This is a genomic window from Halalkalibacter krulwichiae, assembly GCF_002109385.1.
Classification (GTDB): Bacteria; Bacillota; Bacilli; order Bacillales; family Bacillaceae_D; genus Halalkalibacter; species Halalkalibacter krulwichiae.
Map to the genome: position 1 here is coordinate 2,752,305 of NZ_CP020814.1, position 25,429 is coordinate 2,777,733.

Below are 25,429 nucleotides of genomic sequence, written 5' to 3' on the forward strand. Positions count from 1 at the left end.
TCCTTATTATTGTGACCATCAATAGGAGATATAGCCAACACAACATTTAACAACAGCAAACAGAGCACAAGAAAGGCTTTCACCTTTTTGTGCTCTACAGGAATATGTTATCTAGGCTTATTATTTAGAAATATTTGCATAATAGTTCGTAACGGTCTCTGCACAAGACGAACATAGCCCAGAATGCTCTTCATTCGAACCAACAGTTGTTGAAACAACCCAACAACGTTCACATGTTTCACCGTCAGCTTGCTCTACTACAATCGCTAAATCATCAAATCGAACAGCACTTTCTGGTGCTTCATTTACTTCACCCGCTAAGTGAACATCTGAAACGATAAATAACTTCTCAAGGGTTGGAATTTTCGTAAGCAATTGACGAACTTCTCCACTCGTGTAAAGCGTAATCGAAGCTGTTAAAGACTTACCAATTTTCTTTTCATTACGAGCTTGTTCAAGAGCTTTTAGAACATCATCCCTTACTTCCATAAAATGATTCCAAGTCGCCTTTAATTCTTCTACATCACCAAACACTTTTGCTTCAGGCATGTCTGTTAATTGTACACTCTCTTCTTTAACAGAAGGAATATGCTCCCACACTTCATCAGCTGTATGACTTAAAATCGGAGATACTAATTTAGTTAAGGCAACAAGCGCTTCATACATCACCGTTTGAATCGCTCGACGATTTGGGTGATCAGCATGTTCAATATAAAGCGTATCTTTCGCTAAATCCATATAGAAAGAGCTTAAATCAATTGTACAGAAATTATGAATGGTATGATAGACAGTCGAAAATTGATATTGATCATAAGCTTGCTTCACTTTTTCAATGACTTCATTTAATTTAACGTGCATGAAGAGATCTACACCACTAAGATCACTAACATAATCTTTTGCTGGATCAAAATCATGTAAATTCCCTAATAGAAAACGGAATGTATTACGTATCTTACGATAAGATTCAGACACTTGTTTTAAAATCTTATCTGACACTCGTACATCTGCTTGATAATCAACTGACGCTACCCATAAGCGTAATATGTCTGCCCCTAGTTGCTTCATTACATCATTCGGTACAACGACATTTCCAATTGACTTACTCATTTTACGCCCTTCACCATCAAGCGCAAATCCATGACTTAATACACCTTTATAAGGAGCTTTTCCAGTAATCGCCACACTTGTGGAAAGGGAAGAGTTAAACCAACCACGATATTGGTCAGAACCTTCTAAATATAAGTCAGCCGGGCGCTGAAGATCATCACGTTCCTCAAGAACAGCTTGATGAGAAGAACCAGAATCAAACCAAACATCCATAATGTCCATTTCACGTGTAAATCTGCCATTTGGGCTATGTTCAGAAGTAAATCCTTCAGGTAAAAGCTGCTCCGTATCCCATTCAAACCAAACATTTGAACCGTGTTCACGGAATAATGAAGACACATGATCAATCGTTTCATCTGTAATAATAGGCTCTCCATTCTCACCATAGAATACCGGAATTGGTACTCCCCAAGCACGTTGACGTGAAATACACCAATCTCCACGATCTCGAACCATATTAAATAAACGCGTTTCTCCCCATTTTGGAAGCCATTCAACTTCCTCTATTGCTTTAAGCAATTCATCACGGAAGTTTTCAATTGAAGCAAACCATTGAGCTGTCGCACGATAAATAACAGGCTTTTTCGTACGCCAATCGTGCGCATATGAGTGAGTAATAAATGTTAACTTCATTAATGCGCCAACTTCCTCTAACTTTTCCGTAATTGGCTTGTTCGCAGCATCGTAGAATAATCCTTCAAACCCAGGGGCCTCAGCAGTCATATGTCCTTTATCATCAACTGGACATAGTACGTCTAGTCCATATTTTTGACCAACGATAAAATCTTCTTCACCGTGCCCAGGAGCTGTATGTACACATCCAGTACCAGCGTCTAGTGTTACATGCTCTCCACACATAACTAAGGATTCACGATCATAAATAGGATGTTTTGCTTTTACATATTCTAATTCTGTCCCTTTGATCGTTTTCAGTACTTCTAGATTTTCCCATTCAAATTCTTTCACAAGTTGTTCTAATAAACCTGCAGCAACAACATATTTCTTATTATTAACAGCAACCACGTTATAATCCAAATCAGGATGAACAGCAATTCCTAAGTTTGCCGGAATAGTCCAAGGGGTAGTTGTCCAAATAATAATATTCTCATCGCCATTAAGAACGCCTTTACCGTCACTTACTTGAAAGGCAACATAAATAGAAGGAGATCGCTTATCTTTATATTCGATCTCAGCCTCTGCAAGGGCAGACTCTGAAGAAGGAGACCAATATACTGGCTTTTTGCCTTTATAAATAAAGCCTTTCTTTGCCATTTCTCCAAACACTTTAATTTGTTGTGCTTCATAAGCTTTATCTAAAGTTACATAAGGATTCCACCAATCTCCACGAACTCCTAATCGCATAAACTGTTCACGTTGTCGATCAATCTGCTTACGAGCGTATTCCTCACATAACTTACGGAACTCGGCTACACTCATAGATTTACGGTTAACCTTCCCGCTTTTCGTTAATGCCGTTTCAATTGGTAATCCATGTGTATCCCAACCTGGAACATAAGGTGCATTAAATCCGCTCATAGACTTATAACGGACAATGATGTCTTTCAAAATTTTATTTAATGCGTGTCCCATGTGAATATCACCATTCGCATAAGGAGGCCCATCATGCAAAACAAATAACGGACGGTCAGCAGTTCGCTCCTGCACCTTTTGGTAAATATCCATCTCGCTCCATTTAGTTTGTCTTTCTGGTTCACGATTTGGCAGATTCCCTCTCATTGGGAATTCTGTTTTTGGCATTAGTAATGTTTCTTTATAATCCATTCAACTTTCCTCCATTTTGGATATACTTTTAAAACACAAAAAAACTCCTCTCCCAAAAGGGACGAGAAGTTAACCCGTGGTACCACCCTGTTGAAAAGGAATTACCCCTTTCCACTCTTGATTCGTAACGTGAATAACTCGTTGCAGCCTACTATCATTTCAGTGCAAGACTTAAGGGTGATTTTCTAGTGTGAACATGTCCAGGCTTTCACCATCCCTGAATCGCTAAGCACATTTTATACACTGTACTCGTCCCTATCATCGTCTTTTTTAACATATTTTAATGAGTATCATTATAAGATAGCCATTTAAGAAGTGCAAGTTAATTCCAGAAAAAAGTCATAAATCTCTGTTAACGCTCTTCATACACTTCTTCTTCTTCGATTACTTCATTCCAATCATCCGTTTGCAACATTTCAAGCTGTGCTTCAATTAACATTTTAAAACGCATTTTATAAACGGAAGCCTGCTTCTTCAATTCCTCCATCTCAATCATCACTTTCCTTGATTTAGAAAGTGCATCGTTAATTATACGATCCGCATTTTTTTCTGCTTCTTTCACAATTAACTGGGCTTCTTTTTGCGCATTTGTTCTTACTTCTTCCGCCGCTTCTTGAGCGACGAGAATGGATTTATTCAACGTCTCTTCAATATTCTTAAAATGGGCAAGCTTATCATCTAGATCCGTAACTTGCTCAAATAATTCTTTCTTTTCTCTAAGTACTGCTTCGTAATCTTTAATGACTTGATCTAAAAACTCATTTACTTCATCTTCATCATAACCACGAAATCCTCTTGTAAACTCCTTATTGTGAATATCTAAAGGGGTTAAAGGCATGCAAGCCACCTCCACGTTGTAATTTCAAAAATGCTATCTTTAAAATCAGGTTGTCGTATCAATTCGACAGAAAAAACAAAAAACCTGCATCTTTTTTAATTTAATTATCTTTTTTTCCCGAAACGTAACCGGAATTTATCTTTTTTTGTCATCCCTTCTATAGCCATGATTTTAGCACGGCCGTATTTACGAACAGATATGTAGTCTCCTTGTCTTATGATGAAGTCAGGTCGATCAACGATTTTCCAGTTAACTTTCACTAAACCTCTTTCAATTAATGGAGATACTTTTGTCCTTGAAAGGTTGTACATCTGTGCAACAATTACATCTACTCTCATGGAGGAAACTGTCGCAGTCGCTTCTTCCCAGTCATCTTTAGGCTTAATGTGCTCAGATAATGAAATTCGATTCAACCGAACAGTAGCTTTTCCAATTGTTTGAATGTTTGCTTGCACATAATCAGCTATTTCAGATGCTATAACACATTGAATAACATCATCAGACATGAAAATATCACCAAATTTATCTCTTTTTAACCCTAAATTCATTAAAGAACCCAGAACTTCTCGATGTTCCAATGTTACAAATTTCGCTGGATAATCAACTGAAAAAAGTCTCAACTGGAAATCGTCTTCTGTCGTTTCTAAATAAGATGGGGTTAAGCGCATTCTCTGCCTTTCTGCAAAAGGAGAGCCTCCCGAGAATGAGAGGCTCACTTCATCATCATGTCCAATTAGTGTACGAACAATTTCTTGTTGCCTAGGATCTAGAAAATCACTTAAACGATCAAGATGGCGGACCTTAACAGCTTCTTGCCATTCTAACACCTGATCAACAAATGGTCGCTCTTCCTCGCGAAAGTGTTGGTATATACTAATTGTTGTTCACTCCTATCTTTTATGCACCAAAAAGGGCCAACACGCCGACTCCCGCCATACGTAAAACGATAATAGCCACAATTGGAGAAAGGTCGATCATACCAAGTGGAGGTATAAATCTTCGGAATGGCTCTAAATAAGGCTCCACAATTCTTCCTATAAATTGGCCTATTGACGATTCTCTAGCATTAGGGAACCAAGACATGAGAATATAGCCTATAATAAAGAATGAGTAAATATAAATCGCATTATAAAGTAATCCACCAATCATTTGCAAAAACAATCACCACCTTTTAATACTTACCTTCAAAATGCTCTTGCATCATCTCTGTAATCGTTCCTGTTACATCAACATTATCTGGGGTACAAAGAAAAATGTTAGCACCAATTTTTTGGATATCTCCACCAATAGCATACACCGTTCCACTTAAAAAATCGACTATACGCTTGGCTTGATCATAAGAGATTCGTTGTAAATTTATAATAACAGCTTTACGATTCTTTAAATGATCAGCAATTTCCTGAGCTTCGTCATAAGTTCTTGGCTCAAGTAAAATCACTTTCGCCCCTTTTTGAACACTTTGTAAGCTTACTACATTTTGTGGAACAGCTTGAGGTTGTTGCTTATTCTGCTGCTGATTTCTTGGTTTTTGCTTCTGTTCATAATCTACACTCTCTTGTCGATTATCCACAAATTCTTCTACTTCTTCATACTCATCCTCAAGTTCGAAAAAACGCTTAAATCGAGATTTCATCCCCATTTATATTCTCCCCTCTTCTGAATTATTCTCGTCCAACTAAAGCTGACCCAATTCTAACAAATGTCGCCCCTTCTTCCACAGCCACTAGATAGTCATTTGACATTCCCATCGACAGTTCGGTACAAGGTGCGTGGTCAAGTTTTAATGATTTTATCTCATCTCTTAATTGTCTTAGCTGCTTAAAAATAGGGCGTGTTAACTCAGGGTCTTCATAAAAAGGTGCCATCGTCATCAAACCAACAACTTGAATTTTTTCAAAGTCTGCTAATTGATCAATGAATGTTCGCAGATGATTTGGTTCAATCCCTGCTTTAGATTCTTCACCTGAAACGTTAACTTGCACAAAACATTTTATTTTTTGACCTTCTTTTAAACGCTTGTCCAATTCTTCAGCTAAAGATAATCGATCAAGCGAATGAAGATATTCATATTTCCCTATTATTTTTTTTACTTTACGTGTTTGTAGGGAGCCTATAAAATGCCACACTCCTCGTTCGTTTAGTTCTTCCCATTTTTCTAGAGCGCCTTCTGCACGATTTTCACCAATATGTATTAAACCATTATCTAGAGCTGCTTTAGTCGTAGCGACACTTACATATTTTGTGACAGCAACAATGTTAACAGTATTTGGATCACGGCCAACTTTATCACAAGATGCCTTGATTGCATTTTCAATATTTGTTAAATTCTCTTTTATATCCATTTATTTCACCACCGATTTAATTCCAATAAAGCTCATCATTCTTCCTGTTTTTCCATTTTCAGCTCTATGAGAAAACATTCTCGTGTCCAAAGTTGTACAAATAGAAGAATTAATAATATGATCCGGGAGAATTCCTACTTCAATAAGTTGATTTTTGTTTATCTCGCGTAAGTCGAGTAGGTATTTATTATTCCCAATTGTTTCATATGGAAGATTACCGTTGTCTACAGGCAAGCTTTTCGTCACTTCATCTATTACTTTTTGATCAACCTCATAAGCTTGTTTACTTATACAAGGACCAATTGCCACATGAATGTCTTCTACTCTAATGTTCTCTTGTGTCTTAAATACCTGAACCATCTTAGCTCCAATATTCTTCACTGTCCCTCTCCAACCTGCATGAGCTAGACCGACTACTTCATGACTTGGTGAATAAAAGTAAAGTGGAACACAGTCCGCATAAAGACTTGTTAAGAGAAGATCTTTCTCGTTCGTGTAAATTCCATCTGTGTGAGCAATAGCTGTTTTTAAACTTCTACTTCCTTTACCAGCGTCTTCCATTGTAACCTTTTGTATATCGGCTTCATGTACTTGTTCTGTACCAATCCAATTTTCTAATGATATATTTAAATCATTAGCTACTAATTGTCGGTTTTGTAAAACACTTTCCCACTCATCACCAACATGGAATCCCATATTTAAACTACTAAACGGACTTTTACTTGTACCGCCATCTCTTGTAGTAAAACCAACAACAAGTTGTGGGCGAGACTCACTCCATGGTTGGATTGTAACATAGCGATTATTAACTTGAACAAAAGCCTCCACCAATAGATTCCTCCCCAATTCATGTTTCAATAAATACTTGGCTGACCTGATTTCAATAAGAATTTCGCTTATCGACGATGGCTTCTTTCACTGCATGCACCGTCTTTAGGTAACTCACCAAGAAAAACTATTGTATCCCCAATCTCCAATGGGAAATTTTCCTTTTGAAGATTGGGTCTTACCTTATTTTAGCACAGGTGTATTGATACAAGAAACGACTTTCTTTTCATTACCTGTTTCTTGGTGTCGAAGGAGGTTCAAATTTTACTGGTTTTCTCTCATAAACATTTGGTACTTCAACTAAAATAACATCAGATCCAATTCGAATGATATTTTTCCAAGGGATAATGATTTCTTCAGATTCCTTCCCAAAAAGACCCATCATCTTTCCGGAAGCATTGATAATAAGAGCTTCAATCGTTCCAGTTTTTAAATTGATATCAAGGTCTGTTAGCTGTCCTAACCTTTTACCGTTGTCCATATTGACAATGTCTTTCACTTGCAATTCAGAAATTTTCATCAAATCTCCCACCCCATTTCTTACATTTCTTAGTTGTACGTCTTCTACTATATGCAAGAACGATCAACAAATATGAACGATTCGTTTGACAGTCTAGAAGCTTTATTGTGTTTACCTTAATCATAGGTTTAAAGCAAATTTCCCCAAAAAAAGATACCTCATGTAAGGATCTTTTTGTAACCTAGCATGGGTGCTAGTAACAAAATTTACCCTAGATGAGGTATCTACTTTGCTCGCTAAATTTGAGCATGTTTATTCATTTGTTGAATAGCTGCTTTTTCTAAACGGGATACTTGCGCTTGAGAGATCCCAATTTCATCTGCCACTTCCATTTGTGTTTTCCCTTGGAAAAATCTCATATTAAGTATCATTTTTTCTCGATCATTCAAACGTACCATAGCTTCTTTTAACGCAATTTCTTCTACCCAATTGACATCTTTATTCCGTTCGTCGCTGATTTGGTCCATGACGAATATCGGATCCCCGCCATCATTATAGATTGGCTCAAATAGAGATACTGGATCTTGAATTGCATCTAATGCAAAAACAACATCCTCTTTAGGAACATCTAACACCTTTGCAATCTCTTGCACTGTAGGCTCTTTCTCACGTTTCTTTTCGGACATAATCTGATCTCGCACTTGTAATGCTTTATAAGCAATATCTCTTAAAGAACGCGAGACTCGAATCGGATTATTATCTCTCAAATAACGGCGAATTTCACCTATAATCATAGGAACCGCGTATGTAGAGAATTTTACATTTTGGCTTAAATCAAAGTTATCAATTGATTTCATTAAACCAATACAACCTACTTGGAATAGGTCATCAACATATTCTCCGCGATTATTAAAACGTTGAATTACACTAAGCACCAACCGAAGATTTCCATTTACCAATGTTTCGCGTGCACTTGTTTCACCATTTTGTAACCGCTGAAATAACTCGCGCATTTCTGTGTTCTTTAGAACCGGTAATTTCGAGGTATCCACACCGCAAATTTCAACTTTATTTCGTGTCAATTCTTTCCCTCCTATCGCGGGAGATGATGTCTAAGAAAAGTATCTCCTCAGAAGGAAAAAATATGCACAAGCTTTTTTAAAACACAGAAATAGATGTGCTTCATGCTCGTCATAACAACAAATATTTACTAAATTAAATTTTTTTGAAGCAAAAAAAGCATTGAATTTATTCAATGCTTTGCACTATGTACTGTAACGAGAATCTTTTTTTCATGTAGCTACTGGATTAACGACCTTAACTTTATACAGTTGTTACACCATTTTATTAAACTCTTTTTGAAGCCTTTTAATGATTCTTTTCTCTAACCTTGAAATATAGGATTGAGAGATACCAAGCATATCGGCCACATCTTTTTGTGTTTTCTCTTCTCCTCCAGCTAGTCCAAATCTTAGTTCCATAATTTGTTTTTCACGATCATTTAACGTATGAAGAGCTTTAACTAATAATCGACGATCTACTTTTTCTTCAATTCCTCTTGTAATAATATCTTCATCTGTACCTAACACATCTGATAAGAGAAGCTCATTTCCATCCCAATCAATGTTTAATGGCTCATCAAAGGAAACTTCCGACCTCGTTTTATTGTTTCTTCTTAAATACATTAGAATCTCATTTTCAATACATCTTGACGCATAGGTAGCAAGCTTTATTTTCTTTTCAGGATTAAATGTATTTACTGCCTTTATTAATCCAATCGTGCCGATACTTATTAAGTCCTCAATATTAATCCCTGTATTTTCAAATTTTCTTGCAATATAAACAACCAATCGTAAGTTACGTTCAATTAACATCGACCTTACAGCTTTGTCTCCTGAAGGTAATTTTTTTAATAGCACGGCTTCTTCTTCTTTAGAAAGGGGCGGCGGTAAAGCCTCACTACCACCTATGTAATAAACTTCGTCTGCTTTCATTCCTAAACGATACATCAATTTGTACCAGAATAAGGTCAATTTAAGTTTTAGCATGTTTTGTGCCTCCTAACGACTGGATTATGCTAGTTTATCAGTGGAAACACCGAGTACTAACTTTGGATGAACAATACATTTAAATACTCCATCAGCTGATAATTCCTTATCTTGTAAGCCTAGCAAAACATTCCTTGTTTCAATTTGCTGATTTTGGTAATAAATCCGCACTCGATCCGGTTTTAGACCTGTTAAAAATGGTGAAGATTGTCCGATGACCTTATAAGGTATAACCGTTGCCAACTCTAGTAACTCATTATTGCTATGCTCGCCTACTTCAAGGTGCTCATGAAATGTAAGTAAGTGGTCAACTTCTTCTTGTTGGAAATATCGATAAAGCATACTTGCCTCGATAATCATTACAGGTTTTTTTGTCAAAGGATCAGACAACTGATTTCCGCTATCTATCAACCCCCTACACCTAAATGTATAACCTAGAATAGTTATATCAACATCTACGAGCTGATCATATTGAACTTGCTTAATCTCTATGTCTTCAATACGATGTTTCGAGAAATACCATATTAAAGGGAACCCAAGAAAGACGAAAATCCAACTAATACCGCTACCAAAATAACCTGAATTTGCTTGTAGTACCCCACTTAATATAGGAGCCTCACTTTGCCAAAAGAAATGAAGAGCAAACAAACCACCACCTGTCATGAAAGCAACAAAATAAAACATTAGTAATCCTTGAATAAAATAACGAAACCTTTTGTATCCAAAAGCAATTAACACGATGATCGCTGAATAGAACAATTTCATCCATGGTTGAAAAAACAGTGAAGCAATGGGACTAAACATCAAGAACACAACTAATGATGCAAACAACGCTGCGATTACCATTCTGACATGATTAAAGCGCCGTTTTAATACTAGAGAAGTGAGGGCAATTAACAGATAATCAATACAAAGATTTAAAAACCAGATCACATCAATATATAAGGTCATATTCATCCTCACATCCATTGATTTGAATCAAGTATATTACAAATTCTATTAAGAAGTCTGTCGCTTCATGACAAGCAAATGGGGCTTATTTTCAGAGATTTTAAGAAAAATTGTCATCTTAACAACTCCAGGAAATAAACTCAGGAAATAATCAAAACGTTAGACCTTATATTCATAAAAAAAAGAGTTGATTCAAAATGAATCAACTCTTTTTTAATTATCTATTACGATTTCTACGGTTTCTTAAAAATGTTGGAATATCTAATGTATCAGAAGGTTCAGGTACTGATTGACTTTGTTGTTGAACAAAGCGATTTTCCTTCACCTCTTCTTGTGGCGCAGCCTGAGTAGGTTGTGGCTTATTTGCCTTTGGACTAATCGAACGTTGTTGATTAGCAGCTGGTACATCATCAAAACCAGTAGCAATTACTGTTACAACAATCTCATCTTTTAAATTCTCGTTAATGACTGATCCAAAGATCATATTCACTTCAGAATCAGATGCAGCTGAAACGATTTCTGCAGCTTCGTGAACTTCATATAGTGAAAGGTTTGAACCACCAGTAATATTCATTAATACACCTTGCGCACCATCAACTGATGTTTCTAATAAAGGACTAGAAATTGCCTTTTTAGCGGCTTCACTAGCACGGTTCTCACCCGTAGCAATACCAATTCCCATTAAAGCTGAGCCTTTCTCGCTCATAATTGTTTTAACGTCTGCAAAGTCTAAGTTAATTAAACCCGGTACCGCAATTAAATCTGAGATACCTTGTACACCTTGACGTAACACATTATCCGCTTCTCTAAAAGCCTCAAGCATTGGAGTGTTTTTATCGACAATTTCTAAAAGACGATCATTAGGAATGACAATTAACGTGTCAACTTTTTCTTTTAGTGCTTGAATACCAGAGGCAGCATGTGTTGAACGTTTTCGACCTTCAAATGTAAATGGTCTAGTAACAACACCTACTGTTAGCGCGCCTAATTCCTTTGCAACTTCAGCGATAACAGGAGCTGCACCAGTACCGGTTCCGCCACCCATTCCTGCCGTAATGAAAACCATATCAGCACCCTGAAGTACTTCTTCTAATTGCTCACGGCTTTCCTCTGCAGCTTTTTTCCCAATTTCAGGATTAGCACCTGCACCTAATCCTCTCGTTAATTTTCCACCAAGTTGAAGCTTTGTTTCTGCTTTCGACAAATGTAATGCTTGGGCATCTGTATTTACAGCAATGAAGTCTACCCCTTGCAATCCATTTTCTATCATACGGTTAACGGCATTGCTTCCACCGCCGCCAACTCCAATTACTTTTATCTGAGCTAATTGCTCCATATCCATTTCAAACTCTAACATATAAAGGTCCCCCTAATCAGACTAAATCCCGCTTCATTTCTATTCAAAAAAGACTTTAAACCAGTTTTTCACTTTACCTTTTGATTTCGTTTTTTCAGGCTTTGGTTGAGATGAATCATTTTTTTCTCGTTTTGGCTCTTGGTTTGCTTCTGATGGAGCAACCGCAGCTGCAACCTCCTTGCCTTGAACCTTAACATTTTTATAAGCAAATTGTATAAGCCCTACACCAGCAGTATACTGTGGTTCCCTTACGCCTAAATAGTCTGGAACCGCGACCCGAACATTTCCTTGCAACAATTCGCTTGCTAGGTCAAGTACTCCAGGTATCATAACAGTTCCGCCTGTTAGTACATATCCCCCTGCGAAGTCACGATAGCCTAATCGTAAAACTTCCCGGTATATTAGCTCAAACATCTCTTCAACTCTTGGTTCAATAATATGAGCTAAATCGAATTGGCTACATTCATCAGTCTCAGAACGACCAATTGTTGTTACATTAAATACCTCGTCCTTTGAAGCATCGTCAATATAAGAATGACCATGTTTGATCTTAATTCTCTCAGCTTCTTCTGTTGAGGTACGTAAACAAACAGCAATATCGTTTGTAATGTGGTCTCCTCCAACTGGAATAACTACGGTGTTTTGCAAAGTTCCTTGCTCGAAGATTGAGACAGTAATCGAACCACCACCGATGTCTATTAAACAAACCCCTAACCCTTTTTCATCTTTAGAGATTGCTACAGAACTAGTTGCTAAAGGTTGCAAGCAAATGTCCGCTATTTGTAATCCAGCTCGTTCAACACAACGTAAAAGGTTATGTAATATCGTCTTTGATCCTGTAATAATCATACCTTCCATCTCTAACCTGACGCCTATCATGCCACGAGGATCATTAATTTCATCTAAACCATCAACAATAAATTGTTTAGGTATTACATCAATAATCTCTCTTTCTGGCGGAATGGATACCACCTGTGCCGCATCAATAACACGCGTAATGTCTTCATCTCCAATTTCTCTGTCTGGACTTGAAACTGCAACAACTCCATGACAAGGTTGAAGTTGAACATGATTACCATTAACACCAACTACCACTTGTTTGATGGATAAGCCAACCATCCGCTCGGCTTGTTCAACCGCTCTACGAATCGATCTTACTGTTTCGTCAATATCAACAATAGAACCTTTTTTTATTCCTTCAGAGTCTGATTTTCCAACTCCGATAATATTCATTGAACCATTTGACATTTCCCCAATTATCACTCTGACATTGGATGTACCGATGTCTAAACTTACGTAAATCTCGCTGTTGTCCAATCTGTGGCACCTCCTTGTAATTCATGCGTCCATAAAATAACAACAACTATATTCTCTATCAAATTTCAAAATCAGCTAAAAACTTCATAGATTATAGACTAATTCAACAAAGGATACCGTTATCCTTTTTATAAACGCTGTTTTTTTAATTTTTTATTATTTTTCCTTACTTAACTATTACTTTGATTCCTAGTCTGCCAATTTGACAATAGTAACCGTCTAATGACAGCAATATTATTAAATAAACGGACACCAAAGGCAAAAATTGCTGCTAAATATAAGTCTACACCAAGATGTACACCTAGAAAAGCTAAACCTGCAGCTAAAAGAATATTAAAGAAAAAACCCGTTAAAAAAACATTTGAATCAAATGTCTCTTGTAGATAGGCACGAATTCCACCAAAAAGGGTATCTAAAGCGGCTAAGACCGCTATAGATAAATAACTTGAATATTCTGCAGGCACTCGGAAATCGGTTAATAAACCTAATATGATCCCAATTACTAATCCAATAATCGGCAACCACATATTACCCCTCCTTTACCTCGTTCATATAACGTACTCTTCTCACTTGGTCATATGCAGGAATTTCCACTTCATCAGTGGTTTCGATCGATAAGGAAAAACCCTCAATTTCAAATTCATCAATCGAAGCAGATACGACCATTTGATTTTGCAATTTTTCAGCGTTATCCGTTAGTACTTTAATCTTAATCGGAAGAGGAGGTATTCGGCGGTTGTTAAAGTATGTGATTCCGTTGACACTTCGAAATGCTGAAGTGGCGATTAATCTTTCATTTTCAACTGCGATCTCTTCTGCACCGTAAATATTCAGTTCATTGACTAAAAACCGGAGAACATCAGGAGGAGGTGTTCTTCTCGTCTGTCCGAAGAATTGATCATTATACAACGCATCAATTGTAATAACCAAGCCCTCTCCTACCATTTCACTTAAACCAGCTTCTGCTCTTAAATCATTGACTTGCTGGAGTAATACTTCCGTTATATCCTCAGAGCGATTTTCAGTGGCATTTTGATACTGGGTAATTAAACTATCTAGCTTTTCAATCTCCAAGCTTAACTGTTGTTGTCTCTCTTGTTCAGCTAACAAATCCTTACGTAATTCCCGAATATCTCGCGTATCACGTACAACTGGTTCTTGTGTCGTTTGAAATTGTATAGCGAGCATAAACCCAATAATAAAAGTAACGACTGTAAAGATCCATTTCTTATCCACTAAATACTCACCCACTTTCCACAAGGTGAGGTTCTAATGTAACCGTATTTTTCTTCTGGATACGGACACTGATCTCATCGTTTACGAGTTGTTGATGGACTCCTCCTGGAAGAGTAATCGCAGATTCTAAATGATCTGAATCACCAATTGCTGTTATTACAAAAGGGGCAGAAGATGTTTGACCATCTACCTGAATCACAGGACCAGTACATTGAATATAGGATTGGTGGGTTAGCCTAAAGCCATTAATGGCAATCGCTTCTGCTCCAGCCACAAATAATTCGTGAACGACTCGCTGTACATGGAATTCATGCACAATATAGTTATTTGGGTTCTCTCCATCTGGAACGTAATCTGCATCTTCTAACGAAATCTCAATTCCAGTTCCTTCTACCTTCACTTGGCCGACAAGTTTTCTTAGCCTTTCAATATCTTCAATTAAATTTTGTGCTTTTACTTCTTGCTCTTGATCAATTGTTGCTATGTTATTTTCAAGTTCTCTAACTTCTGTTTGCAACATTTGTAATTCTTCTTGAAGGTTTCGATTTACTGTTTGCTCTGAGATGACTTGGTTTCTCAACTCATCTTCTATCTCCCATTGTCTTTCAAATCCCGGCGCTAATGAAGCTGTATTCCTTTCATTTGCTACTTCATAACTTAGTGCCAAAATAAAGCCGGTTACAAGCAAGACGAAGGATAGAATTACATGTTTACCCTTCACTCTCACTATCGGACTCCTCCTCAAACTCAAAATCCTCGAAATACGGGCTCATTCTCATATGGAGAATTCCTTTACTATCGGGTTCTAATTCTTGTACGATTGAAGAATAGGGTGCTAAGTTATCAGCAAAATCCCTTATTGATGTGTGGACCTCTATCCCATCAGTCATAAACAATACTACTGCTAACGAATCAGCTTCAGTTGGATGATAGAAGATTTCCGAAATTCTTTCGATTAGCTCAGTAGAAAGTTTTTGAAGTTCGGCGGAAAGCTCAGATAATTGTTCGCCTTGTTCAAAGTTGTTCAATAATGGAGCGTCAGAAGGGAACGTTTGATTAGGAAGTTCATTTAAAAATTCCCCTGTCTCTAAAATCGGATAGTACTTATCATCATCTCGTAACAAATAGCCAATTCGTGCATATTCATCAACTTTAATTTTTACCGTACTTGGCAATTGCCTCTCAATATCAACCTTTGAAAGCTCGATATGTCCGAGCAACCTTTGTTCGATTTCACTCTTATTTAGATTCCAAATGCTTGTCCCACTATCGATTTTACTTAGACTGATAATCTTCTCATCGGCTACAAAATGATTACCCTCAACTACTACATTTCTCACATGACTAAGAGGGGATTGAAAATAAATCATTAGCAATAAAAGTAGGAAAAAGAAAGATAAAAAAAACAGCAAACGTCTATTTGCACGCTGCTTCCGTTGTTCTTTCAGCGTGGGAATTCGTTCATTTATCGTTACAACCTTTTCCTTACTCATTTACATTCCCCCGACTTGTATAACTTCTAAATTTTAATGATCTCCTTCCCCTTTTTCAATGGAAGGAGATCTACAATCATCGGAATAATTGTACCATATTTCTGGATAAAATTAAGCTGTTTTATCCTTCTTTTTGTCGACCAATCATTTCTACTTCAGTCTCGATATCTACATTGTATTTGTCTTTAATCGTGTCTTTGACATGTGAAATTAAATCCATTACATCTTGAGCCTTTGCTTGCTCAATATTCACGATAAAATTTGCATGCATTGTAGATATTTGCGCTCCGCCAATCTGAAATCCTTTTAATCCAGCTTTTTCAATTAATTGTCCAGCATAGTCAGGCAGCGGGTTTCTAAATACACTTCCGCAAGTTGGATATTTCCAAGGTTGAGAATCACGACGATAATCTTTATTCGCTTGCATATGCTGAACTATTTTTTCTTTTTCTCCTTTTTCTAATTGAAATACAGCTTCGACACAAATCCCTTTTTCCTTTTGTAAACGCGACGTTCGATACGAAAACCCCATATCCTCTGTTTGAATCCATTCAAGTCGTCCATCAGGATAAAGAACTAAAGCCTCTTTTAAAATATTTGAAATGTCAGAACCATGCGCTCCTGCATTCATAAACACAGCTCCACCAACAGAGCCTGGAATTCCCCCAGCAAATTCAAGACCTGATAAACCTTCTCTACTAATAACTGTAGCTAATTTAATTACGGGGTAACCACCACCCACTCTAATCACATCATCGTTAATTTCTAAATGATCTAACCCTTTACCAAGTTTAATTACAACACCTTCAATACCACCATCAGCAACTAATAAGTTCGAACCACGTCCAATCACTCTCCATGGCAATTCATACTGTTGGATAAGCTCCATCAGCCTTTTTAAACAATTTAAGTTAGCAGGTTCAACTAACACATCACAAGGACCACCAATTTTCCATGTAGTATGATTAGCCAAAGGTTCATTTTCTTTTATAAGTCCCAAATCTTCTTTTTTAATTAGTTCTATAAATTGTTTCATTTCAGTTCCCTCTTTTCATACTCTAAGAAGTATTCACAATCATTTTATACTTCTACCCTATGCGTTCGTCTAATTATATGTGTTTTCATCACTTTTTTCTTGATACTTCAACTAATACTTGATATAAATGATCTGCTGCATTGGGTACCCCCAGTTTCTTAGTTGCTTCATGCATGACTCTCCAATTTTCTTCATTTGTTAGTACAAAATCAATATCATCTAATAAAGTTTGACCATTCATTTCACTTTCTTTTCGAACAATTGCAGCCCCGCTATCCTTCAGCGCTTTAGCGTTTTTCTCTTGATGATTATTCGTTACATACGGACTTGGAATTAAAATACTTGGCAAGCCTAATGCCGTAACTTCAGCTAGAGTTGTAGCACCAGCTCGAGCAACAATCAAATCAATGGCTCCCAGAACATCTGGCATATTGTGAATAAATGGTTTAACAATAACATTAGAACCAAGACCTGCTTCATTTACTTTTTCCATGACAGCATCATAGTGGACAGCACCTGTTACGTAAATAACTTGATAACTCTTTTCTGACCATTCATTTATGACAGAAACGAACGCATCATTTATTGGTCGCGCTCCTCGACTTCCTCCAACAATAAGTACTGTTTTTTTATTCTTATCTAAGCCTAATGAGGATCGACCTGACACTGGATCAACATTTAACGTATCTGAAGCTCGTGGGTTCCCAGTGAATACGACCTTTTTATTTGGAAAGAACGGTCTGGCTTCTTCAAAGCATATCGCAATTCGATCAACATATTTACTTAAAAACTTATTTGTTAAACCAGGAACACTGTTTTGTTCATGTATGACCGTTGGCACTTTTAACTTTGCAGCAGCATACACAACCGGTCCACAAACATACCCTCCTGTTCCTATTACAACATCAGGCTTAAATTGATTTATTAATTTTTTTGCACGGCTTGTTCCTGTTATAAAGCGTGTGACAGTTTTAATGTTTTCTAGAGATATTTTCCGTTTAAATCCAGAAATACGGATTGTCTTAAACGGAATGCCCTCTCTTGGTACAATGTCTGCTTCTAGTCCAGTTTCGGTTCCTATGTATAATATTTCAGCATCTTTATGTTTGCGTTTTATTTCTTTAATTAATGAAATTGCTGGATAGATATGGCCACCTGTGCCTCCTCCGCTTACTACTACTCTCATCTGTTTCCTCCCAGAAAAAATTAATTACTACCATTTTATCATGAACAGAACTTGTATTATACACGATTCCCATTTGTTTTTTTATCCTTCCGCTATCTTTCATAATTTCACATGGATTAAGTAAAATCGACAAGAAAAGTTCAGTATTGAACGGAAGAAGTGAGTCTGAAATTATAGAATGAAAAAGACTTATGTTATCTAACTCACGGTTGTGTTCAAAAAAAACTGAGCAATAAACAACTCATTACTCAGTTTTGGCACTACCTCGTATAACGACTAATATTTAAAAGAACACCGAGAGAAACTAGCATTAACGTTAAAGATGACCCCCCGTAACTTAGCAACGGAAGAGTTATTCCGGTTACAGGCATTAACCCTGTTACAACTCCTATATTAATCATCACTTGGATGGCAACCATTGAAATAATCCCTACAGCTAAAAAACTTCCAAATAAATCGGGAGCACCTAGAGCAATCTTAATCCCCCTCCAGAGAAGAATTCCAAACAAGAAAAGAACAACAAACCCTCCTATGAAACCTAATTCCTCGGCTAGAATGGCGAAAATAAAATCGGTTTGTGGCTCTGGCAAGTAAAAATATTTTTGTCTACTTTCACCTAATCCCATCCCCATTAGTCCACCTGGTCCAATCGCGTATAGAGATTGGATAATTTGAAAGCCACTTCCTAATGGATCAGACCATGGGTCAAGGAATGAAGTAATTCGCTTAATTCGATATGGCGCTGAAGCAATCAAAGCGACAAAGCCAACTAAACCTGCTACCGCCAACCATGCAAAATGACTGAGTCTTGCTCCTGCAACAAAAATCATAATGACACAAGTACCAACCATAACTGCGCCTGTCCCTAAATCTGGTTGCAACATAATCATGCCAAAGGCAACCATGACAAGAGAGAGTGATGGGATTAACCCTTTTTTGAAAGAAACAATCTTCTTTTGATTTTCAGATAAATATTTTGCTAAAAAAGCAATCATCGCCATTTTCATAAATTCAGATGGCTGAATGGAAAATGCCCCAACCCCAAGCCAACTTCGAGCCCCGCCACGTACAAGCCCCACGCCAGGAATTAGAACGATGACCAATAAGATAAAGCAAATAATAAGGATTACCTTCGACCAAGTCCTCCATGTCCAATAATCTACTTTCATCATAAAGAGCATAGCAATAATACCTAGTCCGGCAAAAAACATCTGGCGCTTTGCAAAGAAATAGGAATCGTCGAACCTATAGCTCGCCCAAGCAGCACTCGCACTATAAACCATGATTAGGCCGATTACTAAAAGAGCAATCGTGGTAACCAATAAAATATAATCTGGTGCCGTTCTCTTCTTTGACATACTTTTAAACACCTCATCCACCACGAATTAAGTTTACAGATCACTCCTGTACAACCCCTCAACTTAATCGTATGCACGAGGTATAATAAACATGTCCATTTCTCCACTATAAAAGAGAGCAATCATAATGATCACTCTCTCTGTTTTATCTAGTTTCTTATAGACTTTGAACTGCTTCTACAAACCTTTTTCCACGCTCTTCAAACGTCTTATATTGATCCCAACTCGCACATGCCGGAGAAAGCAAAACTACATCTTCTTTATTAGAATGTTTAAAAGCCAAATCAACTGCGTCCTCCATCAAGTTTGCAAATAGGACGGTTTTTACACCGGCTTGATTTGCAGCCTTAGCTAATTTTTCCTTTGTTTGCCCAAAGGCAATAAGAGCTTTTACATTTTTCAAAGAAGGAATTAGGTCATCAAAATCATTTCCCCGGTCTAATCCGCCAGCTAATAAGACAATTGGCTGTTCAAAAGCTTCAAGTGCTTTTTGTGAAGCTAGAATATTAGTTGCTTTTGAGTCATTATAAAACCGTCTTCCCTCAACTTCTTTAACAAATTGAAGCCTATGTTCCACGCCCGAAAAAGTACTTAGCACTTCTTTTATTCGCCCTATTTCAGCCCCATTGTGATAGAAGCTCCGATTGCGGCTAATATATTTTCAAGATTGTGCTCACCAGGTAACACAACAGAGCTAATGTCAACTAGTGGTTGTCCACTAAAACAAATCGCATTGTCCTTTATACACAAACCCTTATTAAGTACTTGCTTTGTGGAAAATGGAATTAAAGTAGCTTGACTAACCTCTGCAACTTTAACTACGTCTGAATCATCATAGTTGTAGACAAAATAATCGTCCGTCGTTTGATTAGCCGTAATTTTAGCTTTCGCGTGGAGGTACTCTTTTCTTGTTCCATGATAATCCAAATGAGCATCAAAAAGATTTAAGAAGACACTGACTTTCGGTCGGAATTCGCGAGTCCCAAGAAGTTGAAAGCTTGATACCTCTAAGACCATTATTTGATGCTCATTTGTTTTCTCTGCTACTTCACACGAGACAGTCCCAATATTTCCAGCTAATAAAGGTTCACGACTACCACCTTTCAACATTTCGTAGATCAAGGTGGTAGTTGTCGTTTTACCATTAGATCCAGTAATTGCAATAATTGGAGCTTCACTTATATTAGCAGCAAGTTCCACTTCTGTAACTACAGGGATGTTCTGTTCGATCGCCTTCTCAACAATTGGATTAGAATAAGGAATTCCGGGATTTTTAACAATCATATCAAAACCTTCTTCTAACAACTCAATTGGGTGATGACCACAAATCACCTTTAGTCCTATCGATTGTAGATCTCGCGCTTGAAGATTGTCCTCATATGGCTTACCGTCATTTACTGTGACATCTGCTCCTAACCTATGTAACAATCTCGCTGCTGCCTCTCCACTTTTAGCGAGGCCCAAGACTAAGATTTTCTTCCCTTTGTATTGATTTTCCATTTACAACCACACCTCTAAATAGATTCCGATTACAGCAAAGATCATTCCGACAAACCAAAATGTAACGACAACTCGCCACTCTGACCAACCTGATAGCTCGTAATGATGATGTAGAGGACTCATTTTAAATATTCGCTTACCTCTTGTTTTAAACGAAATAACTTGAATAATAACAGAAAGTGTTTCAATTACAAATACTCCACCTATTATGACGAGTAATATTTCCATCTTAGTCATAATCGCAATAGCAGCTATTGCACCCCCAAGAGCTAATGAACCAGTATCTCCCATAAACACTTTAGCTGGATGGGCATTAAATACTAAAAACCCTAAAACTGAACCGACTATCGCTGCACTAAAAATTGAAACATCAATCAAATCTGCATGCCATGCAAGGATAGCAAAAGCTCCAAATGCAATCGCTCCGGTACCAGCTAATAAACCATCCAATCCATCTGTAAGGTTTACAGCATTAGAAGCACCTACTAACATAATGATAACAAGAGGTAAATACAGCCAACCTAGTTCAATAGAAAACCCTGTAGCTGGAATTGTGATCGCTGTGGAAATATCCATTTGAATGAGTCCAATATAAAAAAGAATGGAAATTAATAACTGTCCAGCTAATTTTTGCTTTGATGTTAAGCCTAAATTTCTTTTAAGTACAACTTTGATAAAATCATCAAGAAACCCGACTAGACCAAATCCAACGGTTACTAATAATAACAATAAAATTTCTTGACTGAACGACAAGAACCGAGTAGAGATAAAGACAGTGGTCACTAATATAGATAGAACAATTATGATACCACCCATTGTAGGAGTACCTGTTTTCTTTTGGTGAGATTTCGGTCCTTCCTCTCGAATACTTTGCCCAAATTTAAGCCTTCTTAAAAAAGGTATAAAGATGGGAGAGAGAAGGACAGCAATAAGAAATGAAAGCAGTAAAGTAAGAAGTAATACACGTTCTAACATCACCGATCATTCCCCCTTTCTATTCAACTGTAAATGCGTTTTTAATTGGTAGGAGCGGGCCTTTAACTAGAATCCTCTACATAATGTATCGTTCGTCCGCTCCCGATATGTCTACTAATAACATTTCACTTGCGTTTGGCTAAGGCTTCCCTTGCAACTTCACGATCATCAAAATGATGCTTTTTGCCCCCTACATCTTGATAGGTTTCATGGCCTTTTCCGGCAATAACTATAATATCACCTTTTTTTGCCTCTTTAATTGCCTGTTTAATCGCTTGTGCACGATCAACAATAGCGACGTACTCGCCTTCTTTAACTCCTGCGATCATATCCTTAATGATTTCATTTGGATCTTCAGAACGTGGATTGTCTGAAGTGAAGATTGCTCGATCTGATCGTTTAACGGCTACCTGAGCCATAAGCGGGCGTTTAGTTTTATCCCGATCACCACCACATCCTACTATCGCAACAATGTCTTTTTGAGCGAATTCCTGGACTGTTTTCAATACATTCTCAAGACTATCACTCGTATGCGCATAGTCAACGATTACTGTAAAATCTTGCCCTTCATCTACCGTCTCAAAACGGCCTGCGACTCCCTCTATCTCTTCCAAACTCTCTTTAATTACAGGAAAAGGAATGTTTGAGACTAGCGCAGCGGCTGTAGCAGCTAAAGCATTGTAAACACTGAACATCCCAATTAATTTCATTGAAACGCTATAACGCTCGCCAAACACACTTACATCAAAGCTTGTGCCTGCAGGCGTGATCTCAATATTTTCAGCTTTAATATCAGCTTTCTTTTCAACCCCATATGTAACAATATCTACCGTTGTAAGACGAGATAATTCAGCTGAAGCCGGATCATCAACATTCAATACAGCCACTTTATTTGAGAATGTATTACCTAACTGAGCAAACAATAATCCTTTAGCATATAAATAGGCTTCCATCGATTGATGGTAATCTAAATGATCTTGAGATAAATTCGTGAAGACTGCTACATCAAACTCACAACCTCTAACTCTTCCTAAATGAAGCGCGTGTGAAGAAACTTCCATCATAACAGTTTCAACTTTTTCTTCGACCATATGATTAAATAATTGCTGCAATGGTAAAGACTCAGGTGTTGTATTAGCAGTCTCTTGCTCAACCTCTCCAATTCTCGTATACATCGTTCCAATTAGGCCAGTTTTCTTTTTGGCATTTTGCATAATTTTTTCAATTAAATGAGTCACTGTTGTTTTCCCATTGGTACCTGTCACACCAATAAGATGGAGTTTCTCGGTTGGATTATTGTAAAAATGACATGCCAATTTTGCCATGACCCGCTTTGTATCATTTACAATAATAACGGGAACAGAGACAGAAAGAGGGCGTTCAGCGATAATCGCGACCGCCCCTTGCTTAACGGCTTGTTCTGCAAAATCGTGCCCATCCACTGTATAGCCCTTTATACAAATAAAGACAGTTCCTACTTTCACTTTTCTTGAATCCATTTCCAATGATGTTACATTGGGATTGTCAGCAATTTCATTTTTTTGAAAACGCAATGGCTTTAACAGCTCTTGTAGCTTCATTATTAAAAACCTCTCTATTCTTCCATTTACATATTGGCTAATAGTGCCATTGATTATTTTAGACGTTCTAATCGGATTTGTCACCCATATAAAGTCGGATTGTAGATCCTTGCGTCACTTTTACACCTGGTTCAGGCGATTGGGCAAGCACTTCTTTTCCTTCCCCGTCCATTTCCACTTTTAGTTCATAATAGGACTCATTTAGCTCACGCATTGTTCTGCCTACAAGATCAGGCACCTCGACTAAAGGCTCATCATTCCATGTTAATTCTTTTTCAATTTGTCCCTCTCTTTTTTCAACACCCATTTCAAGCAAACTATCCCCTATAATATTTCCTACAATGGGGGCTGCAACAACTCCACCAAATTGAAGAGTATCCTTTGGATTATCAACAGCTACATACACAACAATTTGCGGGTCATCAGCAGGTGCAAAACCAATAAAGGACACAATATGGTTATTTTCGAGATATCTACCATCTTTAGCCTTTTGAGCAGTACCTGTCTTTCCTCCTACGCGATATCCATCGATATAAGCTCCTTTACCGGAACCAAGAGCTACAACATGCTCCAATGCATAACGAACTTCTTTAGATGTTTCATCAGAAATAACACGTCGTTTTAGAACTGGAGCTTGACTTTCAACCACTTCTCCAGTTAATGGGTCTACCCACTCTTTAGCCAAAAAAGGTTGATAAAGATATCCCCCGTTTATAGCAGCTGATACTGCGGCCACTTGTTGAATAGGCGTTACAGCAACCCCTTGACCAAAGGCCGTTGTCGCTTGCTCAAGCGGTCCTACACGATCACGATTAAAGAGAATTCCTGTCCCTTCCCCTTGTAAGTCAATTCCTGTTTTCTCTCCAAAACCAAATTCCTCAATATAGTCAAAAAGTCTGTCTTTGCCAAGACGTTCCCCTAAAACAACAAAACCAGGGTTACAAGAATTTTGAACAACTTCTAAAAATGTTTGGTGACCATGTCCACCTTTTTTCCAACACCTTAAATTTCTTCCCGCCACCTCAATATATCCTGGATCATTAAAGGTATCTTTTTCAAGATTTACTTCTCCTTCTTCTAGCGCTGCTGCTAGTGTAATAATTTTAAACGTTGATCCAGGCTCATACTGCATCCACACTGGCTTATTTTGGTTATAAATCTCAGATGGAACATTGCGGAAGTTCTCAGGGTTATAATGAGGTCTGCTGCTCATTCCTAGTACCTCTCCTGTATTAGGATTCATGGCAATCGCAATGGCCCCATCAGGATTATACGTCGCCTCGGCAATATCTAACTCCCTTTCAATGATGGTTTGTACCCGACTATCAATCGTCAAACGTAAATCTAGCCCATTAACTGGAGCTGTATATTCATCTGCTAAGTTAGGCATGCGATTTCCCTTTGCAGTAGAGAAAAAAGACACATGACCGCCTTCACCTTTTAGATTTTCATCGTAATACAATTCAAGACCAGTTAAACCTTGATTATCGATCCCAGCAAACCCTAATACGTGAGATAGATAGCTACCGAAAGGGTAATGTCTTTTACTATCTTCGGCAATATAAACACCCGCTAAACGTAACGCTCTGACCTCACTAGCTTTTTCTTTTGATATTTTTCGCCCCTCTGGATTGATCCGAACAATCGAGGCTTGTTTCGTCACAAATTCATACGCTTTTTGTCGATCCATATTAAGGACTTGTGCTAACTTCTCCGCCGTATCAACAGGATCCCGAACTTGACGCGGAACAACAAGAATAGAAGGTGCACTTACATTTGTAGCTAAAACCACATCATTTCGATCTCTTATTTCTCCCCTTTTCGCTTCAAAAGGAACATCTCTACTCCACGAATCCTCTGCTCTATCTGTCAACCAATCACCCAAAGCAAATTGAACATAGCCTAACCTAAAGGCAATGATTAAGAACATAGCAAGTCCAAAGAACAACACTAAAATAAGTCTTTTTCTTACCGTTACATTAGAAACTCGCACCGTCTATACCTCCTACAAACATTTGTCAGCTTGTTTAAACGT

At 37.6% G+C, this 25,429-nt stretch carries 23 protein-coding genes, 1 pseudogene and 1 other annotated feature; all 24 genes and pseudogenes read right to left on the reverse strand.

The annotated features are described in order from the left end of the window. Window positions 1-120 precede the first annotated feature (120 nt). The 24 genes and pseudogenes from ileS to BkAM31D_RS13990 all read right to left on the reverse strand — a co-directional run bounded on the left by ileS (window position 121) and on the right by BkAM31D_RS13990 (window position 25,387). Window positions 121-2,889, reverse strand: a complete 2,769-nt coding sequence (gene ileS, locus BkAM31D_RS13875) for an isoleucine--tRNA ligase (protein ID WP_066150418.1) — start codon at window positions 2,887-2,889, stop codon at window positions 121-123. A gap of 54 nt (window positions 2,890-2,943) precedes the next feature. Beyond that, window positions 2,944-3,160: a binding site (T-box leader), on the reverse strand. An 81-nt stretch (window positions 3,161-3,241) separates the two neighbouring features. Continuing rightward, window positions 3,242-3,727: a DivIVA domain-containing protein gene (locus tag BkAM31D_RS13880; RefSeq protein WP_066150421.1), complete on the reverse strand. Its 486-nt coding sequence runs from the start codon at window positions 3,725-3,727 to the stop codon at window positions 3,242-3,244. A 104-nt stretch (window positions 3,728-3,831) separates the two neighbouring features. Beyond that, complete coding sequence (locus BkAM31D_RS13885; RefSeq protein ID WP_066150424.1) at window positions 3,832-4,605, reverse strand: YlmH family RNA-binding protein; 774 nt, start codon at window positions 4,603-4,605, stop codon at window positions 3,832-3,834. A gap of 19 nt (window positions 4,606-4,624) precedes the next feature. Then, the gene (locus BkAM31D_RS13890; protein ID WP_066150427.1) at window positions 4,625-4,882 is read right to left on the reverse strand and encodes a YggT family protein; all 258 of its coding nucleotides are present in this window, start codon (window positions 4,880-4,882) and stop codon (window positions 4,625-4,627) included. 16 nt (window positions 4,883-4,898) lie between these two features. Beyond that, window positions 4,899-5,366: a cell division protein SepF gene (locus BkAM31D_RS13895; RefSeq protein WP_066150429.1), complete on the reverse strand. Its 468-nt coding sequence runs from the start codon at window positions 5,364-5,366 to the stop codon at window positions 4,899-4,901. A gap of 22 nt (window positions 5,367-5,388) precedes the next feature. Then, window positions 5,389-6,069: a YggS family pyridoxal phosphate-dependent enzyme gene (locus BkAM31D_RS13900; protein ID WP_066150432.1), complete on the reverse strand. Its 681-nt coding sequence runs from the start codon at window positions 6,067-6,069 to the stop codon at window positions 5,389-5,391. Further along, the gene (gene pgeF, locus BkAM31D_RS13905; protein WP_235820265.1) at window positions 6,070-6,897 is read right to left on the reverse strand and encodes a peptidoglycan editing factor PgeF; all 828 of its coding nucleotides are present in this window, start codon (window positions 6,895-6,897) and stop codon (window positions 6,070-6,072) included. A 229-nt stretch (window positions 6,898-7,126) separates the two neighbouring features. Then, window positions 7,127-7,420 (reverse strand): YlmC/YmxH family sporulation protein, encoded by a 294-nt coding sequence (locus BkAM31D_RS13910; RefSeq protein WP_066150437.1) that lies wholly within the window; start codon window positions 7,418-7,420, stop codon window positions 7,127-7,129. 233 nt (window positions 7,421-7,653) lie between these two features. Beyond that, window positions 7,654-8,439 (reverse strand): RNA polymerase sporulation sigma factor SigG, encoded by a 786-nt coding sequence (gene sigG, locus BkAM31D_RS13915; RefSeq protein WP_034633586.1) that lies wholly within the window; start codon window positions 8,437-8,439, stop codon window positions 7,654-7,656. A gap of 252 nt (window positions 8,440-8,691) precedes the next feature. Beyond that, complete coding sequence (gene sigE, locus BkAM31D_RS13920) at window positions 8,692-9,405, reverse strand: RNA polymerase sporulation sigma factor SigE (protein WP_066150439.1); 714 nt, start codon at window positions 9,403-9,405, stop codon at window positions 8,692-8,694. A 24-nt stretch (window positions 9,406-9,429) separates the two neighbouring features. Then, complete coding sequence (gene spoIIGA, locus BkAM31D_RS13925) at window positions 9,430-10,362, reverse strand: sigma-E processing peptidase SpoIIGA (RefSeq protein WP_235820266.1); 933 nt, start codon at window positions 10,360-10,362, stop codon at window positions 9,430-9,432. 211 nt (window positions 10,363-10,573) lie between these two features. Continuing rightward, window positions 10,574-11,713 carry a cell division protein FtsZ gene (gene ftsZ / locus BkAM31D_RS13930; protein ID WP_066150442.1) on the reverse strand — a complete coding sequence of 380 codons (1,140 nt, stop codon included), beginning with the start codon at window positions 11,711-11,713 and terminating at the stop codon, window positions 10,574-10,576. A gap of 39 nt (window positions 11,714-11,752) precedes the next feature. Next, on the reverse strand, window positions 11,753-13,030 hold the full coding sequence (gene ftsA, locus BkAM31D_RS13935; RefSeq protein ID WP_066150445.1) for a cell division protein FtsA: 1,278 nt from the start codon (window positions 13,028-13,030) through the stop codon (window positions 11,753-11,755). Between the two features lie 170 nt (window positions 13,031-13,200). Then, window positions 13,201-13,557: a small basic family protein gene (locus BkAM31D_RS13940; protein ID WP_066150448.1), complete on the reverse strand. Its 357-nt coding sequence runs from the start codon at window positions 13,555-13,557 to the stop codon at window positions 13,201-13,203. A gap of 1 nt (window position 13,558) precedes the next feature. Then, window positions 13,559-14,266, reverse strand: a complete 708-nt coding sequence (locus tag BkAM31D_RS13945) for a DUF881 domain-containing protein (protein WP_066150451.1) — start codon at window positions 14,264-14,266, stop codon at window positions 13,559-13,561. Between the two features lie 7 nt (window positions 14,267-14,273). Beyond that, window positions 14,274-14,993, reverse strand: a complete 720-nt coding sequence (locus tag BkAM31D_RS13950; RefSeq protein ID WP_066150454.1) for a DUF881 domain-containing protein — start codon at window positions 14,991-14,993, stop codon at window positions 14,274-14,276. After that, window positions 14,977-15,759: a cell division protein FtsQ/DivIB gene (locus BkAM31D_RS13955; RefSeq protein WP_066150457.1), complete on the reverse strand. Its 783-nt coding sequence runs from the start codon at window positions 15,757-15,759 to the stop codon at window positions 14,977-14,979. The genes BkAM31D_RS13950 and BkAM31D_RS13955 overlap by 17 nt, the downstream gene beginning before the upstream one ends. Before the next feature lie 121 nt (window positions 15,760-15,880). Then, window positions 15,881-16,795 (reverse strand): UDP-N-acetylmuramate dehydrogenase, encoded by a 915-nt coding sequence (murB, locus tag BkAM31D_RS13960; RefSeq protein WP_066150460.1) that lies wholly within the window; start codon window positions 16,793-16,795, stop codon window positions 15,881-15,883. Window positions 16,796-16,883: 88 nt separating this feature from the next. After that, entirely contained in the window at window positions 16,884-17,981 is a 1,098-nt protein-coding gene (gene murG / locus BkAM31D_RS13965) for an undecaprenyldiphospho-muramoylpentapeptide beta-N-acetylglucosaminyltransferase (protein ID WP_066150463.1), read from the reverse strand. A gap of 260 nt (window positions 17,982-18,241) precedes the next feature. Beyond that, window positions 18,242-19,339 (reverse strand): stage V sporulation protein E, encoded by a 1,098-nt coding sequence (gene spoVE / locus BkAM31D_RS13970; RefSeq protein WP_066150467.1) that lies wholly within the window; start codon window positions 19,337-19,339, stop codon window positions 18,242-18,244. A gap of 157 nt (window positions 19,340-19,496) precedes the next feature. Further along, a pseudogene (gene murD, locus BkAM31D_RS13975) lies at window positions 19,497-20,839 on the reverse strand (UDP-N-acetylmuramoyl-L-alanine--D-glutamate ligase). Further along, window positions 20,840-21,814: a phospho-N-acetylmuramoyl-pentapeptide-transferase gene (gene mraY, locus BkAM31D_RS13980; RefSeq protein ID WP_066151117.1), complete on the reverse strand. Its 975-nt coding sequence runs from the start codon at window positions 21,812-21,814 to the stop codon at window positions 20,840-20,842. It abuts the pseudogene before it with no gap. Between the two features lie 125 nt (window positions 21,815-21,939). Continuing rightward, entirely contained in the window at window positions 21,940-23,394 is a 1,455-nt protein-coding gene (locus BkAM31D_RS13985) for a UDP-N-acetylmuramoyl-L-alanyl-D-glutamate--2,6-diaminopimelate ligase (protein WP_066150473.1), read from the reverse strand. Between the two features lie 67 nt (window positions 23,395-23,461). After that, window positions 23,462-25,387 carry a stage V sporulation protein D gene (locus BkAM31D_RS13990; protein WP_066150476.1) on the reverse strand — a complete coding sequence of 642 codons (1,926 nt, stop codon included), beginning with the start codon at window positions 25,385-25,387 and terminating at the stop codon, window positions 23,462-23,464. Window positions 25,388-25,429: the final 42 nt, after the last annotated feature.

Bases quoted from the DNA above. Each gene is read 5' to 3' on its own strand.
- ileS (WP_066150418.1), bottom strand. From the start codon at position 2,889: ATGGATTATAAAGAAACATTACTAATGCCAAAAACAGAATTCCCAATG.
- BkAM31D_RS13880 (WP_066150421.1), bottom strand. From the start codon at position 3,727: ATGCCTTTAACCCCTTTAGATATTCACAATAAGGAGTTTACAAGAGGA.
- BkAM31D_RS13895 (WP_066150429.1), bottom strand. From the start codon at position 5,366: ATGGGGATGAAATCTCGATTTAAGCGTTTTTTCGAACTTGAGGATGAG.
- BkAM31D_RS13900 (WP_066150432.1), bottom strand. From the start codon at position 6,069: ATGGATATAAAAGAGAATTTAACAAATATTGAAAATGCAATCAAGGCA.
- sigE (WP_066150439.1), bottom strand. From the start codon at position 9,405: ATGCTAAAACTTAAATTGACCTTATTCTGGTACAAATTGATGTATCGT.
- spoIIGA (WP_235820266.1), bottom strand. From the start codon at position 10,362: ATGAATATGACCTTATATATTGATGTGATCTGGTTTTTAAATCTTTGT.
- ftsZ (WP_066150442.1), bottom strand. From the start codon at position 11,713: ATGTTAGAGTTTGAAATGGATATGGAGCAATTAGCTCAGATAAAAGTA.
- BkAM31D_RS13940 (WP_066150448.1), bottom strand. From the start codon at position 13,557: ATGTGGTTGCCGATTATTGGATTAGTAATTGGGATCATATTAGGTTTA.
- BkAM31D_RS13955 (WP_066150457.1), bottom strand. From the start codon at position 15,759: ATGAGTAAGGAAAAGGTTGTAACGATAAATGAACGAATTCCCACGCTG.
- murB (WP_066150460.1), bottom strand. From the start codon at position 16,795: ATGAAACAATTTATAGAACTAATTAAAAAAGAAGATTTGGGACTTATA.
- murG (WP_066150463.1), bottom strand. From the start codon at position 17,981: ATGAGAGTAGTAGTAAGCGGAGGAGGCACAGGTGGCCATATCTATCCA.
- spoVE (WP_066150467.1), bottom strand. From the start codon at position 19,339: ATGTCAAAGAAGAGAACGGCACCAGATTATATTTTATTGGTTACCACG.
- mraY (WP_066151117.1), bottom strand. From the start codon at position 21,814: ATGTTAGAACGTGTATTACTTCTTACTTTACTGCTTTCATTTCTTATT.
- BkAM31D_RS13985 (WP_066150473.1), bottom strand. From the start codon at position 23,394: ATGAAGCTACAAGAGCTGTTAAAGCCATTGCGTTTTCAAAAAAATGAA.